Raw genomic sequence first — 17,130 nt, 5'->3', positions numbered from 1 at the left:
CTGCTATAGCGTGAGGGTAAGTCGGCTGATCAATGCGCCAGGCAACTGGATTGAACCAGTCTGGCGCTGACTGTAGGTACTCGATTGGAGAATCAGTTCCCTTTCTTTGGTCAGGTCCTCCAGTGCGCTGCCCAGCAGGCTGTAGGCGCTGTCATCGAAACGCATGGTGCTCACCGGCGCGACGATCTTGCCCTCTTCGACCCAGAACGTTGCGAAACGTGTCATTCCGGTGAGGCGCGCAGCGGCGCGGTCGGAGAAGTTCAGGTACCACAGGTTACTGATGTAAAGACCGGTACCGAGCCTTGCAAGGATCTGATCCAGCTCCAGCGAACCGCCGGCAATGCTCAACGCGCTTGGACCTTCGCCATCATCCGCGCCGTTGGCAGGCAGGTCGTATTCGGCAGCGCTGCTCGAATCCACCAGTCGATCGCGGGCTTGCCCGTCGACGATCAGTTTCAGGTCCTTGCGTGGGTAGCCTTCGCGTGAAAACGCCGGCGAGAGCGAACCGCTGACTTGCTCGTCGAAGTTGACCAGCGGGCTGAAAAGCGTCTCGCCGTCATACAGCCTTTGTAGCGGGCTGCGTTTACTGGCCAGTGACTGCGCGGAAAATCCGCCCCAGGTGAGCATGCCGATGACTTCGTCCAGAGCCGCTGGCGCCAGGTACGCGCGGTATTGTCCGGGCTTTAGCGCATGCAGCGGGCGGCCGAGAAATTCGAGCTGTTCGCGGGCCTGCTGAAAACGCTGCGCGAAGGCTTCGTCGCTCCAGTGGTGACCCGCGTAGTTGGCTTTCACTGCCTGGCCGTTTTCGTGAAACAGGCTCCAGTCGAAATTGAAGCTGTTGGCCTGATGCCAGCCCAGCGCGCCCCAGGAACTGGCGAAGCCCCGGTAAAGCGGGCCTGCCGCATAAAAGCCTACCAAGTCCAGATCGCCTGCCAGTTCGCTGATCTGCTCGATGACCCGGGCGCTGTCCGGCAGCGGCAAGTCCTGAACGTTACTGCTTTGCCAGGCATTCGTGTTGGGCAACAGATAGGGATCCCTGGCCAGCGACGGCAGTGTTTCGCGCAGTTGTTGCAGGGCGTCGACAAGGCGCTGCTGGTCGGTCTCGGCGTCGCCGGACAAGGTCAGTTCCAGATTGGCATGCCGGCCGTCATCGATCAGTTTGAACGTCACGATGACCTGCTGGACGCTCCCGGCCTGTCGAACCTGGCCGTGGTTGAACCGGATGAAGTCAGACGCCTCGGCGTCGTAGGCCAGAGTGAAGTGTTCCGTTGGGCTGATGGCAGCCTTGAGCACGGCGACCAGCGCCTCGAACTGCTGTTGGTGCGACATCAGGCATCTCCTCCAAACACATCGACATTGGCAAACACGCACGCCGGAGAGGCATGACCTACACGGATCACCTGGTTGGGTTCGCCCTTGCCGCAATTCGGTGTGCCGAGGACCTGGAAGGTGCTGGCATCACCGACTGCGCTGAGGTTTTTCCAGAATTGCGCAGAGATCGCCCGGTAATTGGGGTTCTTCACCACGCCCTTGAGCTCGCCGTTCTCGATCAGTTGGCCCCATTCGCAGCCGAACTGGAATTTGTTGCGTGCATCGTCGATGGACCAGGAGCGATTGCTCGACATCAGAATGCCGTGCTCGATGTTGCCGATCAGACTGTCCAGCGACTGGTTACCCGGTTCGATGTTCAGGTTAGCCATGCGATCGATGGGGGCACGGTTCCAGCTGGAGGCGCGGCTGTTGGCGACGCCCGCCAGGCCGCTGCGGTATTGCGACAGGGCACCGCCGAGCGGGCGTTGCAGCAGGCCGTCACGAATCAGGAACTGCTTGCTGGCTGACGTACCATCGTCATCGTGCGCGTAGCTGGCCAGCTGCTCGGGAATCTCCGGGTCGAAAGTTACGTTCAGCAGGCTGGAGCCGTACTGCAGGGTGCCGAAGTCAGTCGTTTTGACGAAACTGGTGCCTGCGTAATTGCGCTCGTCACCGAGAATCCGGTCCAGCTCCAGGGGATGGCCGATGGACTCGTGAATCTGCAGGACCATCTGATCGGGCATCAGCAGCAGGTCGCGTGGGCCTGATGGCGTGTTGGGGGCGAGGATGAGCTGCAACGCTTCGTCGGCGACGTTGGCGGCAGACCCGATCAGGCCACAACTGCTCAGCACTTCGATGCCACCTTGCTGGCCGAAGTTATGCCCGCCCAGAGTGCGCGTCTGGCTGTCGCGACCGTCGTAGGCCGTCACGCTCATGCCCGGAAACACAAAGCGCTGCGCCTGACGCAATTGCGCGCCCGCGCTGTTGAGGTAGATTTGCTCGACGGTTTCCAGCCCCAGTATGGCCTGCCAGTTGACCAGGCGTTCGTCTACAGGGACCGCGCTGCACTCGGCCATCAACAGGCCGATGCAGTCGCTCAGCGGCGGGAAGGCTCGATCCATGTTGGGCGACAGGTAGTCAGCTTTGGCGGTCGAGACAGCTTGATCGCTCAGGTCCAGCAGCGCATGCGGCGCCAGACGGCGGGCCAGCGTTTCGGCCTGCTGCAAGGCAGCCTGCAAACCCTTCAGGGAGATGTCGTTGGTGGCGGCGTAGGCTTCAACGCCATTCAGGCGCACGGTCAGCATGGCGCCCTCGTCGCTGATCAGTGACGGCGGCTCGGCCACATTCTTGCGCACGCACAGGCGTTGGCCGGTGCGGTGCACGTAACGTACGGAAAAGAATTGCGCTTCACTCTGCAGGGCAGCGAAATGCTGCTTGAGCCGGGCGGAGAAATCGAACATGCAGACAAGCTCCTTCTTGAGGGCGGTCGGTAAAGTCCGGACGGCCTTGTGGGCCGTTTGCCGTTGAGAAGGAGATTACCCCGTCGCTCGTCAGGCTGCACCTGCAAGCTTGATTTAGACGCTTCAGCCCTGCATCACCAGCCTGATATCGGCGGCCAGTTCACGCACGCGCTCTTCTTCGGTGTCCCACGAGCACATGAAACGTGCGCCGCCGTTGCCGATGAAGGTATAGAAACGCCAGCCCCGCGCGGTCAACGCAGCAATGGCCGGCTCCGACAGCTGCAGGAACACGCCATTGGCCTGTACCGGGAACATCAGCTCCACGCCAGGAATGTCCTTGACCAGTTCGGCGAGCAGTTGCGCGCAGCGGTTGGCATGACGGGCGTGTTTGAGCCAGGCGTCGTTTTCCAGCAGGCCGACCCACGGTGCAGACAGGAAGCGCATCTTCGACGCCAGTTGCCCGGCCTGCTTGCAGCGATAGTCGAAGTCTTCAGCCAGATCATGGTCGAAAAACAGAATGGCTTCGCCCACCGCCATACCGTTTTTGGTGCCGCCGAAGCACAACACGTCAACGCCGGACTTCCAGGTCAGTTCAGCCGGGGAGGCCTCCAGAAAGGCGCAGGCATTGGAGAAGCGGGCACCGTCCATGTGTAGATGCAGGCCCAGTTCTTTGCAGGTCGCGCTGATCGCCTTGAGTTCTTCCGGCTGATAGACGCCGCCCACCTCAGTGGCCTGGGTGAGGGTCACCACGCGCGGCTTGGGGTAGTGAATGTCCTGACGCTTGAGCGCCACTTCACGAATCGATTCCGGGGTCAGCTTGCCGCCCGCGCTGCGTGCGGTCAGCAGTTTGGAGCCGTTGGAGAAAAACTCCGGCGCACCGCATTCATCGGTTTCGACGTGAGCCGTTTCCGAACAGATGACACTGTGGTAACTCTGGCACAGCGATGACAGCGCCAGCGAGTTGGCCGCCGTGCCGTTGAAGGCGAAAAACACTTCGCAGTCGGTTTCGAACAGTCGGCGGAAATCATCCGAAGCGCGTGCAGTCCATTGATCATCACCATAAGCGCGTTGATGGCCCTTGTTCGCCTGCTCCATGGCTGCCCAGGCTTCAGGGCAGATACCGGAATAGTTGTCGCTGGCGAACTGTTGGCTTTGGTCTGTCATGGCCGATTCCTTATGGGCAATTATGGTGCGCACTGTAGCGACAATATAAGGTTCGGTCATGTGTTGGCTGCATGACGCAATTCCCCGTTCAGGAGCACTATGGATCTTTCCAACCCGCCTTTTCTGCCCGGACGCAACAAGGCGCTGGACCTGCTCAAGTGGCTGGCGATGTTGAGTATGGTGCTTGACCACCTTCGCTATGTGGGCTGGTCAGTCGATTTTCTTTACGTGCCGGGGCGTTTTGCCTTTCCCTGGTTCTGCCTGGCAATTGCCGTGAATCTTTCCCGGCGCAGCGCAGCGATTGTGGCCCCGCGGGTGCAATGGCGCTATCTGGGCTGGCTGCTGGTGTTTGCCGGGTTGTCGGAGATCCCGTATCGGCTGTTCATGGCTGACGCGAGCGTGCTGAATGTGATGCCGACCCTGCTGTTGGGGCTGGTGATTGCTCAGGGCTGGCAGCAGCGCAATCCGACAACCCGAGTGATGGCCCTTGTTGCACTGCTGCTGACGGCGATCCTCCAGAAATACCTGATGTTTGGCTTTGCCGGTGTGTTGCTGCCGCTGGTCTTTGTGCTGGTGCTGGAAAAGCGACTTTGGTGTGCGTTGTTCCCGGCGGTCTTTTGTCTGGCGGGTAATGCTTGGCCCCAGATGTTTGCCGGTGCGAGCTGGGGCGATCCGATTTCCATCGGTTCGATAGTGGCTTGCGTGTTGGCGCCTTTACTGGGCATCGCGCTGCTGCGGGCAAAGCCCGGGTTCGCAGTGATCCCGATGCGGCGCTGGGCCTATGCGATCTATCCGCTGCACTTTCTGCTGTTGCTGGGCGTGCGGGGAGTGTTGGGCAGGGTTTGATTGGGAGGACGCAGAGCGTCCTCACACACTTCTCGTTCCTCCGCGTGGGAATGCAGTTCGTGACGCTCTGCGTCACACAGGGGTTCTGCGATGTCAGGTGGATGGGGGGTCGGCTCCGGTCACCTTTTCGCCCCTCGGCGAGTTACTTTGATGAGGCCAAAGTAACCAAAACCTTTCGCTCCGGTTTCCGGCCCGACTTCGTCGGGTTCCTTCGCCCTGTCACTGATCCGGGGGTCGCCGCAACGCGCCATCCATGGCACGGTGCGGCTAGCCTGGCGTCCTGCCAGGCTACCCCCGGATCAGCGCCAGGACTCAGCCGTCACTAACGTCGCACTCTGCGTCGTCAGCGCCACCGTGGGAGAAAAGCACTTTTGCGGCAGTGGCTGCGGTCTTGACTATCGTTCCCATGCTCCGCGTGGGAATGCATTTCGCGACGCTCTGCGTCGCAAGAGGACGCAGAGCGTCCGGAACGGCGTGCCGACGCAGAGCATTGGCACGATAGTCATAGTCATAGTCAGGAACAGCGAGCGCTTGTAGGCGCGACGAGGCCGGGCGCTTCGGTGTCAGCTGTTGGGCAGCAGCCGGCAGGTGATGCTCTTGATGTAGCGCGTTTCGGCAATGGCCGGGTGTACCGGATGGTCCGGGCCCTGGCCGCCGCGTTCCAGCAGCTGGATGTTGCGGTCCAGATGGCGGGCGCTGGTCAGGAGGATGTTCTGCAGGTCGTCTTCCGGCAGGTGCATCGAGCACGACGCGCTGACCAGAATGCCGTCCTTGCTGAGCAGGCGCATGGCTTGCTCGTTCAGGCGGCGGTAGGCGCCTTCACCGTTTTTCATGTCTTTCTTGCGTTTGATGAACGCCGGCGGGTCGGCGACGATCACGTCGAAACGTTCTTCAGCGGCTTTCAGTTCCTTGAGTGCTTCGAAGACATCGCCTTCGATGCAGGTCATCTTTTCTGCAAAACCGTTCAGGGCTGCGTTGCGCTCCACGCCGTCGAGGGCGAAGGACGACGCGTCGACGCAGGTGACATCGCTGGCACCGAAAGCCGCTGCCTGAATCCCCCAGCCACCGATATAGCTGTAGAGGTCGAGCACCCGCTTGCCTTTGACGTAAGGGGCGATGCGCGCGCGGTTCATGCGGTGGTCATAGAACCAGCCGGTTTTTTGCCCGGCCATGACCGGTGCTTCGAACTTCACGCCGTTCTCTTCCAGCGCGACCCATTCCGGTACCAGACCGAACACGGTTTCGACGTAACGATTCAGGCCTTCCGCGTCGCGAGCCGCCGAATCGTTTTTGAACAGAATGCCGCTTGGCTTGATGACCTGGACCAGCGCCGCAATGATGTCTTCCTTGTGGTTTTCCATCGTGGCCGAGGCCAGCTGAACGACCAGAATGTCACCGAAACGATCGACCACCAGACCCGGCAGCAGGTCGGAATCTCCGTAGACCAGGCGATAGAAGGGCTTGTCGAACAGACGCTCACGCAGCGACAGCGCAACATTGAGGCGGTGGACGAGCAGAGACTTGTCGAGCGGCAGCTTGATGTCGCGGGACAGCAGGCGTGCGCAGATCAGGTTGTTGGGGCTCATGGCGACGATGCCCAGCGGCTTGCCGCCCGCAGCTTCGAGGATGGCTTGGTCACCGGCTGCAAAACCATGCAGTGGGGTGGCGGCTACATCGATCTCGTTGCTGTAGACCCACAGATGACCGGCGCGCAGGCGGCGGTCGGCGTTGGCTTTGAGGCGCAAGCTAGGCAGGGACATGACGTCGCTCCTGAAAAAAGAGCGGGATTATAGCGCGTCATCCCGGCGCTGGGCCGGGATGACTGCAATTAACTGACGGAATCTGTCAGGCAGACAGTGCTTCAATCAGTTTGCTGTTGAAGGCGGGGATGTCGTCGGGCTGGCGGCTGCTGATCAGCTTGCCGTCGGTGACGACTTCCTGATCGACCCATTTTGCGCCCGCGTTGACCAGGTCGTCTTTCAGGGAGTTGAAGCTCGTCAGCGTCTTGCCCTTAACCAGGCCGGCAGAAATCAACAGCCAGCCGCCATGACAGATGACGGCCAGCGGTTTGCCGGAAGCGTCTATGTCTTTGACGATTTGCTGCGCGTCAGTGTCGACGCGAATGGTGTCGGAATTCTGTACGCCGCCCGGCAGGACTACGCCGTGGTAGTCGCTGGCATTGGCAGCCTTGAAAGTCCGGTCGACCTTGAAGTCGTCAGCTGGCTTGTCGTGATTCCAGCCTTTGACTTTGCCTTCTTCAGCGGAAAGGATTTCCACAGTGGCGCCTGCTTGCTCCAGCGCTTCTTTCGGACCGGTCAATTCAACCTGTTCGAAACCGTCGGTTACAAGTATTGCGATGCGCTTGCCAGTCAGTGCTTTGGACATGGGATCCTCCAGTGTCAGGCTTGATGGATGACGCACGGCAGGCCTTTTTGAGGCTGCCGTCTACGCCATGTACTTAGGGTCCGAAGCTATATACAAGGCAAAGTTCCGAGAAAATCTTCGTCCGGAGTGATGGACCGTTCACGTCCAAGAGGGGAGAATCCAGCCATTACTGCGAGTGAATACCTATGTCCGAAGAGCTTACCTCCGAGCAGATACAGCTAGCGTTGCAGGGCATCAGCGTGCCTCCCCAGCCACAGATCATGGTTGATCTGCAGATGGAGCAGTACATGCCTGATCCGGATCTGGGTGCCATCGCGCGCTTGATTGCACAGGATCCGGGGTTGTCCGGGGCGCTGCTGAAGATCGTTAATTCGGCGCATTACGGTCTGTCCAGCAAGATCGCCTCGATCGATAAGGCGGTAAATCTGCTCGGCAGTCGTACCGTCATCAATCTGATCAACGCACAGTCGATCAGAGGCGAGATGACTGACGAGGCCATTGTGACGTTGAACCGCTTCTGGGACACGGCCCAGGATGTGGCGATGACCAGTCTGACGCTGGCCAAGCGCATCGGCTCGCAAACGGTGGATGAATCCTATGCGCTGGGTCTGTTTCATGACTGCGGTATCCCGCTGATGCTCAAGCGCTTTCCCGATTACATGACGGTGCTGGAGGAGGCCTACGCCAATGCCGGACCTGACTGTCGGGTGGTCGACACTGAAAACCGTGCGTTCGACACCAACCATTCTGTGGTGGGTTATTACACGGCCAAATCCTGGCGTTTGCCGGAGCACGTCACCAACGCCATCGCCAATCATCACAACGCATTGGCGATCTTTCAGGACGACTCAAGCCGCGATCCCACGCTCAAGAATCTGCTGGCTCCGCTGAAAATGGCTGAACATATCTGCCAGTCCTACCGTGTGCTGGGCAGTCAGGATGTTGATCACGAGTGGGAAAGTGTCGGGCCGCTGGTGCTGGATTACGTCGCGCTGTCCGAATATGACTTTGAATACCTGAGGGAAAGCATTCGCGAGCTGGGCGCGCGCTGATCCGGCGCCGTCCCGGCCTGTCCTTTCTGCACGACCGAGTTGTCCATGCCTGAATTACCTGAAGTCGAAACCACCCGTCGCGGCATTGCGCCGCATCTTGAAGGTCAGCGCGTCAGCCGCGTGATCGTGCGCGACAGCCGCTTGCGCTGGCCCATTCCCGAAGATCTGGATGTCCGCCTGTCCGGCCAGCGCATCGTGCAGGTCGATCGGCGCGCCAAGTACCTGCTGATCCAGGCTGAGGTGGGCACCTTGATCAGCCATCTGGGCATGTCCGGGAATCTGCGTCTGGTCGAAGCCGGGCTTCCGGCGCTCAAACACGAGCATGTCGATATCGAACTGGAGTCCGGGCTGGCCTTGCGTTACACCGACCCGCGTCGCTTTGGCGCGATGCTCTGGAGCCTTGATCCGCACAACCACGAACTGTTGATCCGCCTGGGGCCGGAGCCGCTGACCGATCTGTTCGATGGCGAGCGTCTTTACGAGCGTTCGCGTGGCAAGTCGATCGCGGTCAAGCCGTTCGTCATGGACAACGCCGTTGTGGTCGGGGTGGGCAATATCTATGCGACCGAAGCGCTGTTCGCCGCGGGCATCGACCCGCGCCGCGAAGCAGGGAGTGTGTCCCGGGCGCGTTACCTGAAGCTGGCCATCGAGATCAAGCGCATTCTGGCCTACGCGATAGAGCGTGGCGGCACCACCCTGCGTGACTTCATTGGCGGCGACGGCAAGCCCGGGTATTTCCAGCAGGAATTGTTTGCGTATGGGCGTGGCGGTCAGCCATGCAAGGTATGCGGTACGACGCTGCGTGAGGTCAAGCTGGGCCAGCGCGCCAGCGTTTACTGCCCGAAATGTCAGCGCTGAAATACGCATGACAGGGGCTCTGGGCCATTTGCTTAACCCACAGCCCTGTTTATAGTGATGGCACCTTAATTATTTGCTACGCCTGAAGGATCAAGCCATGAGCCCGTTTCGTATTCTCGCTGCCACGCTGGTGTTGTTCACCGGCCTGCAGGCGCTGCCAGCGGTTGCCGCCGATGTCACCACAGGCAGCGGCGATCCGGTCTACACCATCCAGAACCCGCCGGCGTTTGCCATGATCGGTGACTTGCTGATTGCCCGACCCTTGTTGATCGCGGCCACCGTTATCGGCACAGGCCTGTTCGTGATAGCCGCGCCTTTTGCGGCGGCAGGCGGCAACCTCGGGGCAACAGGCAAGGCGCTGGTGGTGGATCCGGGCAAGGCAGCCTTCGTGCGTTGTCTGGGTTGCACGGGCGACGGGTACGGCAAGCAGCAGTAAAGGCCGTTATCAGGCCTTGCTGGTGATGATCCGGTACTTGTCCATCAACTGTTCTTTACTCTCGACGTGATTCTCATCCAGAGGGATGCAGTCGACCGGGCAAACCTGCTGACATTGAGGCTCGTCGTAGTGACCGACGCATTCGGTGCACAGGTTCGGGTTGATCACGTAGATCTCCTCACCTTGTGAAATCGCCTCGTTTGGGCACTCGGGTTCGCAGACGTCGCAGTTTATGCAATCGTCAGTGATGATAAGGGACATGAATTGCTCCTGCCGCGGCCGACGCCGGGGCACATTAAAACCAATGCGGCGAATTGTGCCGCATTAGGCTTCGGGATGCACCTTCACATGCAGCGAGTCTAGCGCTTGAAGCGCTCGGTCAGCGCCTGGGCAACTGCAGGATGTACGAATTTGGTGATATCACCGCCCAACGCGGCGATTTCCCGCACTAAGGTCGAGGAAATGAACGAGTAGCGCTCCGAGGGCGTGAGGAACAGGCTTTCGACGTCCGGTGCCAGCTGACGATTCATATTGGCCAACTGAAACTCGTATTCGAAATCCGACACGGCACGAAGTCCGCGCAGAAAGACATTGGCATTCTGTTCCTTGGCAAAATGCGCCAGCAGGGTCGAAAAACCGACCACTTCCACATTGGGCAAGTGCTTGGTGACTTCGCGGGCCAGCTCGACGCGTTGCTCCAGAGGGAACAGCGGGTTTTTCTTCGGGCTGGCGGCAACCGCAATGACCACTTGGTCGAACAGGCGCGAGGCGCGCTCGACCAAATCTCCATGGCCCTTGGTAATCGGGTCGAAGGTGCCTGGGTACAACACTCGGTTCATCGCGTCGTCCTGGTCGGAGTCCGTTGTGGGACTCGGATGGTATCGCAGCCTTCCCGATGGGCCAAGCTGCGTAGCGGGTATCAAACGTCGTATTGCGCCGATTATCGGCCATGTTTCTGCTGAAATCCCTGACTTTGGGGCTATTTGGCGCAGTCATAGATGGCTGGTCAGCGGATGAAAAAGTTTGTAAGACGGACGCTGATTGACGAGCGGGGTGTTCTCGGGTTTTTCGATCCGTCCGGTATTGACCCAGATGTGTATGCCTGCGTCGACATGACACTCTCAACGCAACGATTCTGCCACCATTGCAGCATCAGCCTGCGCTAAGATTGCCATCATCTGATCAGCATAGAGTGGTCCGACCCAGCATGGCACCGCGTACCAAAACCCGTGAACGAATCGTGCAAACCAGTCTGGAACTGTTCAATCAGCAGGGCGAGCGTAGTGTGACCACCAATCACATCGCTGCGCACATGGAAATTTCGCCCGGCAATCTCTATTACCACTTCGCCAACAAGCAGGCGATCATCGCCGAACTGTTCTCCGAGTACGAGGTGCTGATCGGCAGTTTCCTGACCCTGCCAGCCGACCGTACGCCGACCATCGAGGACAAGCGCGATTATTTCCTGGCGATCATCGACGCCATGTGGCGCTACCGTTTTCTGCACCGTGACCTTGAGCACCTGCTGACGTCGGATGAGGAACTGGCGCGGCGTTATCGGCGTTTTTCATACCGCTGCCTGATGCAGGCGATGACCATCTACCGGGGATTCATCAAGGCAGGCATCCTGAAGATGGATGAGTCGCAGATCGAATGGACCAGTCTCAACACCTGGATCGTCCTGACGTCGTGGGTGCGTTTTCTGTGCACCAATCGGGAAAACTCCACGGAGATCAACCAGTCGGCTATTCGACGTGGCGTCTATCAGGTACTTATGCTCGAATCTGTTTTTGTCGCGCCTCAGGCTCGCGAAGCGTTCGATTCACTGTGCGAAACGTTTCACGCATCGCTGCCAGAGGTTCTGATGTGAATTCCGGGACCGACGAGCAGCCAGCTTGTCGGTTCTCTGCCACGGGAGAGTGTCATGTCCATTGCGCAACTGATCAACCCTGAGCAACTGGCTGAACGCCAGAAAACTCCAGGCCTGGTGATTCTCGATTGCCGCTACGCGCTCGAAGATTCCGACTATGGTCAACGCAGTTATGCCCAGGGGCGTATCGAAGGCGCGTCTTTTGCCGATCTGAAGCGCGACCTCAGCGGGCCTGTGATCAAGGGCAAGACCGGACGTCATCCACTGCCCGATCCCGCCGCTTTGCTGCAATGCTTTCAGGCATGGGGCATCAACGCCGACAGCGACGTGGTGCTCTATGACGATGGTCCGGGAATGTATGCCGCACGGGCCTGGTGGTTGCTGGCCTGGATGGGCAAGCGTGAAGGCGTCTACCTGCTAGATGGCGGGCTGAAGGCCTGGCACGCCGCGGGGCTGCCGTTGAGCCTGGATGCGCCCAACCGTGAAACCGGTCATTTCAGCGGTGAGCCGGACATGTCCATGGTGCTCAGCGGCAGTCGCTTGCAGGGGCGTCTGGGACGCCCGGAAATGACCTTGATCGACGCGCGCGCCGAAGCCCGCTTTCGAGGCGATGTAGAACCTCTGGATCCGGTGGCCGGGCATATTCCCGGTGCGCAGTGTGCGGCCTGCACTGACAACCTTGGCGCGGATGGACGATTTTTGCCGCCGGAGCAGCTCAGGCAGCGTTTCGCTGAAAAGCTGCAGGGCCGCCCGCCCGAGAGCCTGGTGTCCTATTGCGGTTCAGGTGTCACCGCCTGCCACAACCTGTTCGCCCTGTGTCTGGCCGGCTATCCGCTGGCAACGCTGTATGCGGGTTCGTGGAGCGAGTGGATCAACGATCCTGAGCGTGAAATCGCCACGGGCGCCGATTGATTCGTTATCAGTTATCAACTAGTGGGCGAGCCGTCGCGCTCTTGGGTGGCGCATAGCCACAGCGGGATGCGACGTTCGAGGTAATAGCGCGGATTACGAAGCGAGCCTTCGACGAAGCCTACATGCCCGCCCTTGGTGTGCAGTTCGAATTCGGTGCAGGACGATAGCTCGCTGGGCTCCGGCAGGCTGTGAGGGAACACGAACGGGTCGTCGCTCGACTGGATGATCAGCGTCGGCGTCTGAATCTGGCCCAGGTAGTAGCGGCTGGACGCCCTGCGGTAATAATCCGTGGCATCGGTAAAACCGTGCAGCGGCGCAGTCACCCGGCCATCGAAGTCCCAGAAGGTGCGCATGTTCTCCAGTGAGCCCAGCGCGGCGAGTTCGGCCAGGCCCTCGCTGATGCCTTCATGCTGGAACCGATGCTGCTTGTCACGGATATAGGCCAGCATTTCGCGCATGAAGTGGCGCTGATAAACCCGCGAGAAGCCTTGACCGATACGGTTGGCGCATTCGTCCAGACGAAACGGCACAGACACCGCCACGGCGCCCTGTAAATCACTGCCAGCGCCGGATTCGCCGAGGTACTTGAGCAGCACATTGCCGCCCAGCGAATACCCCGCCGCATAAATCGGGGCCAATGGCCGCAGCGAACGCAAATGGGCGATCACCTCGGCCAGATCCTCGCTCGCCCCGGAATGATAACTGCGCGACAGCAGGTTGGGTTCTCCCGAGCAACCGCGCCAGTTCAACGCCACACTCGGCCAGCCCAGCGCTGCCATGGCCTTTTGCAGGCCGGCAACATAGGGCGAGTTGGACGACCCGGTCAGGCCGTGCAATACCAGCACCAAGGGTTTATCGGACTCATCCGGACCATGCCAGTCCATGTCCAGAAAGTCCCCGTCCTGCAACCACAACCGCTCGCGCGTACGCGCCAGCAACGTCGGCTTGCGCAGCAGCGGCCCCCAAAGCGTCTGCAAATGCGGATTGCCCATGCCGACGGCCGGGACGAATGGATTGGCATGGGACAGAAAGGTAGGGCGTGTGGACACGTGCTTGCTCAACGATCAGTTCAGGGGTGACTGGCTATACGTTGCCACTAAGCAGTCCGGGATGTAAGGGGGAAGCGCCGGAATGTATTCATGACACTCTGCATGACCACGAGGACGCAGAGCGTCCAGAACTGCATGCCGACGCAGAGCATCGGCACGATAGTTACAAGAGTCTCGTTCCGCACGCTCCAGCGTGGGAATGCCGTTCATGACGCTCTGCGTCGTCAAGAGCTGCATGCCAAACGCGGAGCATTGGTACGTGAGCTGTCAGCCCTTGCCCCGCTGCCACAAGGCGTAATACACCTGCCCGGCCTTTTTCTCGCGGTGCAATCGCCAGCTGCCCGGCAAGCCGGTGGTCGATGGCGGTGTTTCGCTTTCGGTGTAGATCCAGGCGGTGTCGGCCAGCCAGCCGTGGCTTTCCAGCAGGTTGCAGGCTGATGCCAGCAGGCCCTGATGGAAGGGCGGGTCGAGGAACACGACGTCGAAGGGCGACGCGGTGGCGGTTTCCAGATGGCGCAGGGCGTCGGTCTGGGAGACCTGGCCGCTGGTGCAGTTCAGTGCATTGAGGTTCTGGCGCAGGCTGGCGATGGCTGCCGCGTTGCTGTCCAGGGCCAGGCCCATGCTGGCGCCACGCGACAAGGCTTCGAAATACAGCGCGCCGCTGCCCGTGAAAACGTCCAGCACCCTGGCGCCGGCGATGTAGGGGGCCAGCCAGTTGAACAGGGTTTCGCGCACGCGATCAGGTGTCGGGCGCAAGCCTGGGGCGTCGGGGAAGGTCAGGCGGCGGCTGCCCCACTCTCCGCCGATGATACGAAGCTGACCCAGGCCGTTGTGGCCCTTCGGACGTGGATTGGCCATCAGTGTTCCGGGACCCCTGCAGGTTGGCGGACGGGTTTGTCGGTCGGCGCCGGCAATGGTTTTTGCTCAACGGTCGGACCCACGGTGACGATGACCATCTTGTCGGCGCTCAGGTGCTTGCTCATTGCCGCTTTCACCTGTTCGACGGTCACGTTCTGGGCGGCGGCCATGTAGTCCTCGAGGTAGGTCAACGGCAGGTTGTAGAAGCCGATGGCGCCCAACTGTCCCACGATGGCCGAATTGCTGGCTGCGGTCAGCGGGAAGCTACCGGTCAGTTCGCGCTTAACATCGTCGACTTCTTTCTGGGTCGGACCATTGGCGAGGAAGTCTCGAATGATGTCCTGCACCAGCTTGAGGGTGTTTTCGCTCATTTCCGCGCGCGTCTGCAGGCCGATCATGAATGGGCCCGCCACCTGCATGGCGGTGAAGCCGGAAGACACGCCGTAGGTCAGGCCGCGTTTTTCCCGCACTTCGGTCATCAGCCGGCTGCCGAAGCCGCCACCGCCCAATACCGAGTTACCCACGGTCAGCGCCGCGTAGTCCGGATCGTTGCGGTCGACACCCAGCTGCGCGAGCATCAGGTGCGTCTGGTTGGAGGCAAATTCGATGTGCGTAGTGCCGGCCTTGGGCTCGACCGGATCAGCGACCTTGGCCAGCGCCGGGCCTTTGGGCAACGAGGCAGAGACCTGTGCCGCGATGGCCTGTGCTTCGTCTCGCGACAGGTCACCGACCAGAGCAATCACTGCATTGCCCGCCGCATAGCCCTTGGCGTGGAATGCCTTGAGCTGAGCCAGGGTGATGGCATTGACGCTCTTGGCGTCGCCTTCGCTCGGGTGAGCGTAGGGGTGATCACCGTACAGACGATTGAACAGTTCCTTGCTGGCGATAGCGCCTGGGTTCTGTTTCTGAGTCTCGAAGCTGGCGATCAACTGGTTCTTGATGCGGGCCAGAGAGTCGGCAGGGAAGGTGGGCTTGCCCACCACTTCACTGAACAGCTTCAGGGCCGGATCGCGCTTGTCCGCAGCGCTCAGGCTGCGTAACGAAGCCACCGCCATGTCGCGGTAGGATCCGTTGCTGAAGTCGGCGCCCAGACCTTCGAAACCCTGGGCGATCGCGTTGACGTCCTTGCCTTTGATGCCTTCGTTGAGCATGGCGTTGGTCAGCAGGGCAATGCCGGGCGATTTCTGGTCCTGGCTGCTGCCCGCAGCGAACGTCAGACGCATGTCGAACATCGGCAACTCGCGGGACTCCACGAACAGCACGCGAGCGCCCTCGGCGGTATTCCAGGTCTGGATATTCAGGGCGCGACGGGCCGGAGCCTTGCCGTCCAGTTCCTTGAGAGTCTGCAAGTTGCTGCCCAGCGCGGGAGCGGCCTGGCTTGGCTCGGCAGGGGCGTCGTCGGCCAGGGCTGGCAGTGCGACAAAGGCACCGAGCGAACCGGCCAGGATCAGGCCAAGCAGCGCATGACGTGGAGCATTGCGCGTGATCATTTGGCTTTCTCCTCAGGCAGAACGTGCGCAACGCTGAGGCGCTCACGGGTGAAATAGGTGTTGGCAGCTTTCTGGATGTCTTGCGGGGTTACGCTCTGCAGCGCCTCCAGTTCATTGTCCATCAGCTTCCAGGACAGGCCGACGGTTTCCAGCTCTCCGATCATGGTTGCCTGGCTGGTGATCGAGTCGCGCTCGTAGACCACACTGGCAATTACCTGAGCCCGGACACGCTCCAGCTCCTCGGCGGACGGTGCCTTGGTTTTCAGCTCATCGAGCAGGCGCCAGATTCCGGCTTCCACGTCGGCCAGGGTTTTCTTCTTCTGCAGGTTGGGTGTGGCGCTGATCATGAACAGGCTGTCGCCGCGAGCGAACGCGTCGTAACGCGACGAGGCACCGGAGACCAGCTCTTCGCCACGTTCCAGGCGTGAGGAAATGCGTGCGCTGTAACCACCGTCGAGCAGCGCTGCAATCAGGCGCAGTGCGTTGGCCGAGCGTGAATCCTCAGCAGTTGCGACACTCGGTACGTTGAAACCGTAGATCAGGCTCGGCAACTGGGTTTTGACGTGCAGGGTGATCTTGCGCTCGCCGGGTTCGGCCAGTTCAAGCGGTTTTTTCGAAGGCGGTACATCGCGGCGCGGGATCGATCCGAAGAAGCGTTCTGCCAGGGCTTTGACGTCGCCCGGCTGCACATCACCGACCACCACCAGCGTGGCGTTGTTCGGCGCATACCAGGATTCGTACCAGTGGCGCAGTTCTTCGACCTTCATGCGCTCCAGGTCCGCCATCCAGCCGATGGTCGGCGTGTGATAGCCGCTGGCAGGGTAGGCCATCGCCTTGAAGCGCTCGAACGCCTTGCCCATTGGCTGGTCATCGGTACGCAGGCGACGCTCTTCCTTGATAACCTCGATCTCGCGGCTGAACTCGTCGGCGGGCAGTTTCAGGGTCGCCATACGATCGGCTTCCAGTTCCAGCGCCACGCTCAGACGGTCTCGCGCCAGCACCTGGTAATAAGCGGTGTAGTCGTCGCTGGTGAACGCATTCTCTTCAGCGCCCAGATCGCGCAGAATCAGCGAAGACTCGCCCGGTCCGGTTTTGCTGCTGCCTTTGAACATCATGTGCTCAAGCGCGTGGGACAGACCGGTCTGGCCCGGCGTTTCGTAGCTGGAGCCGACTTTGTACCAGATCTGCGAAACCACCACTGGAGCCCGGTGGTCTTCGCGGACAACAACCTTCAGGCCATTGTCGAGGGTGAATTCGTGAGTCGGTTGCGGATCGGCAGCCAATGCTGTCAAAGGCAGACAAATTGTGCTGAGCAGCAGGCCTGCGGCGCGGCGGGCTAAAGCATTCATTCGTAGTTTGAACCTGTAGGACGGCCCGCTTGAACTTAGCGTCGGCGGGCGCGGGGGTGTTAGGATACTGATCCGTTTGCTTCAGAGACA

At 60.5% G+C, this 17,130-nt stretch carries 17 protein-coding genes; 6 read left to right on the top strand and 11 right to left on the bottom strand.

Features of this window, described 5'->3' with window-relative positions; all coding sequences use genetic code 11:
• Positions 1–3 precede the first annotated feature (3 nt).
• The 3 genes from JOE39_RS17750 to JOE39_RS17740 form a co-directional block, all read right to left on the bottom strand.
• A complete protein-coding gene (locus JOE39_RS17750) occupies positions 4–1,329 on the bottom strand; it encodes a metallopeptidase TldD-related protein (RefSeq protein WP_122335395.1) in 1,326 nt (441 codons plus the stop codon).
• The gene (locus tag JOE39_RS17745) at positions 1,329–2,771 is read right to left on the bottom strand and encodes a TldD/PmbA family protein (RefSeq protein ID WP_122335394.1); all 1,443 of its coding nucleotides are present in this window, start codon (positions 2,769–2,771) and stop codon (positions 1,329–1,331) included. The genes JOE39_RS17750 and JOE39_RS17745 overlap by 1 nt, the downstream gene beginning before the upstream one ends.
• Before the next feature lie 123 nt (positions 2,772–2,894).
• Positions 2,895–3,935, bottom strand: coding sequence for a low specificity L-threonine aldolase (locus JOE39_RS17740; RefSeq protein WP_003316332.1), 1,041 nt, complete (start codon positions 3,933–3,935; stop codon positions 2,895–2,897).
• Between the two features lie 99 nt (positions 3,936–4,034).
• Between JOE39_RS17740 and JOE39_RS17735 the strand changes: the two genes are divergently transcribed.
• Entirely contained in the window at positions 4,035–4,781 is a 747-nt protein-coding gene (locus tag JOE39_RS17735) for a TraX family protein (RefSeq protein WP_057407301.1), read from the top strand.
• Between the two features lie 563 nt (positions 4,782–5,344).
• Here the strand turns inward: JOE39_RS17735 and JOE39_RS17730 are convergent.
• Together JOE39_RS17730 and JOE39_RS17725 are read right to left on the bottom strand one after the other, a co-directional pair.
• A complete protein-coding gene (locus tag JOE39_RS17730; protein ID WP_003393654.1) occupies positions 5,345–6,541 on the bottom strand; it encodes a class I SAM-dependent rRNA methyltransferase in 1,197 nt (398 codons plus the stop codon).
• A gap of 85 nt (positions 6,542–6,626) precedes the next feature.
• Positions 6,627–7,166, bottom strand: coding sequence for a type 1 glutamine amidotransferase domain-containing protein (locus JOE39_RS17725; protein WP_003348756.1), 540 nt, complete (start codon positions 7,164–7,166; stop codon positions 6,627–6,629).
• A 239-nt stretch (positions 7,167–7,405) separates the two neighbouring features.
• Here JOE39_RS17725 and JOE39_RS17720 point away from each other — a divergent pair, with 239 nt between their 5' ends.
• The 3 genes from JOE39_RS17720 (at position 7,406) to JOE39_RS17710 (ending at position 9,512) form a co-directional block, all read left to right on the top strand.
• The gene (locus tag JOE39_RS17720; protein WP_170855983.1) at positions 7,406–8,218 is read left to right on the top strand and encodes an HDOD domain-containing protein; all 813 of its coding nucleotides are present in this window, start codon (positions 7,406–7,408) and stop codon (positions 8,216–8,218) included.
• Between the two features lie 45 nt (positions 8,219–8,263).
• Positions 8,264–9,076, top strand: a complete 813-nt coding sequence (gene mutM / locus JOE39_RS17715) for a bifunctional DNA-formamidopyrimidine glycosylase/DNA-(apurinic or apyrimidinic site) lyase (RefSeq protein ID WP_003372546.1) — start codon at positions 8,264–8,266, stop codon at positions 9,074–9,076.
• Between the two features lie 97 nt (positions 9,077–9,173).
• The gene (locus JOE39_RS17710) at positions 9,174–9,512 is read left to right on the top strand and encodes a hypothetical protein (RefSeq protein ID WP_003348751.1); all 339 of its coding nucleotides are present in this window, start codon (positions 9,174–9,176) and stop codon (positions 9,510–9,512) included.
• 9 nt (positions 9,513–9,521) lie between these two features.
• Here JOE39_RS17710 and JOE39_RS17705 read toward each other — a convergent pair whose 3' ends face one another.
• Together JOE39_RS17705 and coaD are read right to left on the bottom strand one after the other, a co-directional pair.
• Entirely contained in the window at positions 9,522–9,773 is a 252-nt protein-coding gene (locus JOE39_RS17705; protein WP_003316325.1) for a YfhL family 4Fe-4S dicluster ferredoxin, read from the bottom strand.
• A 98-nt stretch (positions 9,774–9,871) separates the two neighbouring features.
• Positions 9,872–10,351 carry a pantetheine-phosphate adenylyltransferase gene (gene coaD / locus JOE39_RS17700; protein ID WP_003348749.1) on the bottom strand — a complete coding sequence of 160 codons (480 nt, stop codon included), beginning with the start codon at positions 10,349–10,351 and terminating at the stop codon, positions 9,872–9,874.
• A gap of 368 nt (positions 10,352–10,719) precedes the next feature.
• Between coaD and JOE39_RS17695 the strand changes: the two genes are divergently transcribed.
• Complete coding sequence (locus JOE39_RS17695; RefSeq protein ID WP_058446874.1) at positions 10,720–11,382, top strand: TetR/AcrR family transcriptional regulator; 663 nt, start codon at positions 10,720–10,722, stop codon at positions 11,380–11,382.
• A 54-nt stretch (positions 11,383–11,436) separates the two neighbouring features.
• A complete protein-coding gene (locus JOE39_RS17690; protein ID WP_099314869.1) occupies positions 11,437–12,294 on the top strand; it encodes a sulfurtransferase in 858 nt (285 codons plus the stop codon).
• A 14-nt stretch (positions 12,295–12,308) separates the two neighbouring features.
• Here JOE39_RS17690 and JOE39_RS17685 read toward each other — a convergent pair whose 3' ends face one another.
• From JOE39_RS17685 to JOE39_RS17670, 4 genes are all read right to left on the bottom strand, one after another.
• On the bottom strand, positions 12,309–13,343 hold the full coding sequence (locus tag JOE39_RS17685; RefSeq protein WP_024664180.1) for a hydrolase: 1,035 nt from the start codon (positions 13,341–13,343) through the stop codon (positions 12,309–12,311).
• Between the two features lie 267 nt (positions 13,344–13,610).
• Positions 13,611–14,201, bottom strand: a complete 591-nt coding sequence (gene rsmD / locus JOE39_RS17680) for a 16S rRNA (guanine(966)-N(2))-methyltransferase RsmD (protein WP_096116738.1) — start codon at positions 14,199–14,201, stop codon at positions 13,611–13,613.
• A complete protein-coding gene (locus JOE39_RS17675) occupies positions 14,201–15,691 on the bottom strand; it encodes a pitrilysin family protein (protein ID WP_003393646.1) in 1,491 nt (496 codons plus the stop codon). Before JOE39_RS17675 ends, rsmD begins: the two co-directional genes overlap by 1 nt.
• Positions 15,688–17,040, bottom strand: a complete 1,353-nt coding sequence (locus JOE39_RS17670; RefSeq protein ID WP_003393645.1) for a pitrilysin family protein — start codon at positions 17,038–17,040, stop codon at positions 15,688–15,690. The genes JOE39_RS17675 and JOE39_RS17670 overlap by 4 nt, the downstream gene beginning before the upstream one ends.
• Positions 17,041–17,130 lie beyond the last annotated feature (90 nt).

This window comes from Pseudomonas sp. PvP100, assembly GCF_017833055.1.
Taxonomy (GTDB): domain Bacteria; phylum Pseudomonadota; class Gammaproteobacteria; order Pseudomonadales; family Pseudomonadaceae; genus Aquipseudomonas; species Aquipseudomonas syringae.
The sequence above is the reverse complement of the archived record's forward strand: the minus strand, read 5'-3'. Positions and strand labels throughout refer to the sequence as shown.